Raw genomic sequence first — 2,657 nt, forward strand, 5'->3', positions numbered from 1 at the left:
GAGATTCCAGTAGAACTTAGAAAGATTTAACTCCCAGACCGGCATCCCCGGCTTGGGGAAAATTTTTACTTTTTACAATACGTGGGAGGCCGAAGGCTTACCATTGAAATTGCCGCCAATATTGTTGGCTGGATTATTTTTGCGATTGCAATTGGTTCAGCGGCTTTAAGTATGTCATCCGGCGGTGAAGTAGATCCCGGCAATTTTCAGAAAATAACAAGTCTTCTCTTTGAAAGCGCTGCTACGATTATCGGGGGAATTATAATACTTGCCGGTTTAATTATCGGTTTTTACTTCATCTGGCAGGGCTTGAAGCTGTTGGCAGAACAAACCGGAGTGAAACTATTTAATACTGCAGGATTACTATATTTTATTGGTGCAATCGGAACCATTGTTTTTGGTCTGGGTTTCATTGTGATCTTTGCTGCCTGGATTGTACATATAGTGGCCTATTTTACAGTTCAGCCTGATGAGAAACCTGCCGAAGCAACGACGGCATAAACATAAATAAACCAGTGTTGTCTCATATTTTACAGATGATATGACGCTAACGGTGAAATTGAACAGGGGCTGTCCGAAAAGTTAGTGACAGCCCCTGTTTATTAAGTGCGTGTCTATAAACTTGCAAAAATATGTGTGTCTGTTCAGAAAGTGCCAGTTGCAAGGCATGCAAGCGTAACACAGCAAATGGCACTTTATGGACAGACACTATTGAGTCCACTTACTCTTCAGTATATCCGGTTAGTTCAATATAAAATGTCTCTCCCTCGCCAGTAGTAACATCGGTCATCAAAGGCAATGGCAGATCGAAATTTATGCAGGTCTCCCATTCTGCCGTTCCTTCAAAGTCATCCCCCTGAAATGTGGCTTCAATAACGTATCCTTCATAGCCGGCATATTCATCGGTACCTGTAACAACAAATGAAAGCGTGTTACCGTCGGCTTCATAGCTCCAGCTGGCCCCGGTTTTTATTTCCTGGTTGGTAAAAGCGCCCATCCACAGGGGCTGATATAAAAAACCGGCCAGAGGTGTCATGCCAACCGCTGTGGTGAAATTTTCCCTACTTTATAGACAGGCACTAAATATTGCAAAAATTGGCCTCAAAAACAGATATATGACACCATGTACTAAGTAATTGAAATAGTGTTTTTTGTACTTTGAATTAAATGGAAGTAGATTAGTCAGGAGTGGATATTCAACAAACTGTAGTTTTATAAAACTTTAACAATCCTTTGACACCCTTTAATTATTGCGGTATTACATTTGTTGCGTTAAAAATCACCGGGTTAGACCAGATAAATGTTTGGGTTTTACAAGGGTAAAAACACCGGAATAAAGATTAAAAGAAGAATGAGATACCATTTGGTTTTTTTGTGGTTGTTAGTCTTGTTGGTAGGAGGGATTGACTGGTTACTTTGGAGGTTTTGGAAGAAAGGGGAGCCTTTGCAGGGATTTCGTAAATGGTTTGCCGTTACAGGGTTTATTGTATTTCCCATTGTTTTTTTAGCCGGCTTTTTTGCTTTTGGACTACTTATACCTGATGCCGGAAGTTATCATGTATATAATGCATTTGGCATCTTTCTGACCGTTTTTCTTTTGATTTATCTGCCCAAACTTGTCTTTATTCTGGTTCAGGGAGTCGGAAGAGTACAAAAGGTGTTGCCCCGCAGACCCGCTCCACAGCGCAAAAGACATTATCCTGCCATATCTCGTGCTAAGTTTCTCAGTCAGATTGGTATCATTATGGCAACTGCACCGTTTGTAGGGTTGCTGTTTGGTGTTTTTAAGGGACGCTTTGCTTTTTATACCCGTCATGTCAGCCTTTCATTTCCCAATCTTCCACCTGCATTCAACGGTTTAAGGATCGTTCAGATATCGGATTTACACCTTGGTAGTTTTGGGACCAACCGAGAACCTTTGCGTGAGGCAGTGGAACTTATTAATGAAGAGAAGCCTGATATGGTATTGTTCACCGGCGATCTGGTCAACAATTTTGCCGGAGAAACAAGGGGTTGGGAAGATATTTTAGGAAAAATAAATGCGTCGATGGGGAAATATGCCATTTTGGGAAATCACGATTACGGCGATTACAGCTCATGGCCGTCGCAACAGCGTAAGGCAGCTAATTTCAAAGGCATCGTTGCAGCATTTCGACGATTTGGATTTCAGCTTCTAAGGAACGAATCTCTCACTATAGAAAAGGATGGACAACACTTTGTTTTAAGTGGTGTTGAAAACTGGGGCCACCCGCCCTTCCCCCAATATGGCGACCTGGAAAAGGCCTGGAGTGAGGCCGGTGATGCACCATTTAAAATTTTACTTTCTCACGATCCCGATCACTGGGATGCAGAGGTAATTGGGAAGAAGGACTACGATCTGACTTTGGCTGGTCATACGCACGGGATGCAGTTTGGTGTTGAAGTGGGTAAATTTAACTGGAGTCCGGCAAAGTATAGGTTCAAGCGATGGGCCGGACTTTATCGCGAAGGCAATCAGTTTCTTTATGTAAACCGGGGACTTGGCTATCTCGGGATGCCTGCCCGCGTTGGAATGCCTCCGGAAATTACTGTCTTTGAGTTGCATCGTGGGGGACAATTCACCGCTGATAAACAACAATGAGTGCGGTATAATAAGCATATTTTTGTCAAAACCAAGA

General features: G+C 42.6%; 3 protein-coding genes. 2 read left to right on the forward strand and 1 reads right to left on the reverse strand.

Going from position 1 to position 2,657, the window contains the following annotated elements:
• The first annotated feature begins 81 nt into the window (after window positions 1-81).
• Window positions 82-501 (forward strand): DUF996 domain-containing protein, encoded by a 420-nt coding sequence (locus tag OQ5_RS19835; RefSeq protein ID WP_016775577.1) that lies wholly within the window; start codon window positions 82-84, stop codon window positions 499-501.
• Between the two features lie 220 nt (window positions 502-721).
• On the opposite strand, the gene OQ5_RS0100310 is transcribed toward OQ5_RS19835, so the two are convergent.
• Window positions 722-1,036, reverse strand: a complete 315-nt coding sequence (locus tag OQ5_RS0100310) for a hypothetical protein (RefSeq protein WP_016775578.1) — start codon at window positions 1,034-1,036, stop codon at window positions 722-724.
• A gap of 315 nt (window positions 1,037-1,351) precedes the next feature.
• Here OQ5_RS0100310 and OQ5_RS0100315 point away from each other — a divergent pair, with 315 nt between their 5' ends.
• Window positions 1,352-2,620 (forward strand): metallophosphoesterase, encoded by a 1,269-nt coding sequence (locus OQ5_RS0100315; RefSeq protein WP_044107150.1) that lies wholly within the window; start codon window positions 1,352-1,354, stop codon window positions 2,618-2,620.
• Window positions 2,621-2,657: the final 37 nt, after the last annotated feature.

It is taken from the genome of Anaerophaga thermohalophila str. Valhall (assembly GCF_000250735.1).
In the GTDB taxonomy this organism is placed as follows: Bacteria; Bacteroidota; Bacteroidia; order Bacteroidales; family Marinilabiliaceae; genus Anaerophaga; species Anaerophaga thermohalophila_A.

Coding starts and splice junctions, on each gene's coding strand:
- OQ5_RS0100310 (WP_016775578.1), bottom strand. CDS start 1,036: ATGACACCTCTGGCCGGTTTTTTATATCAGCCCCTGTGGATGGGCGCT.
- OQ5_RS0100315 (WP_044107150.1), top strand. CDS start 1,352: ATGAGATACCATTTGGTTTTTTTGTGGTTGTTAGTCTTGTTGGTAGGA.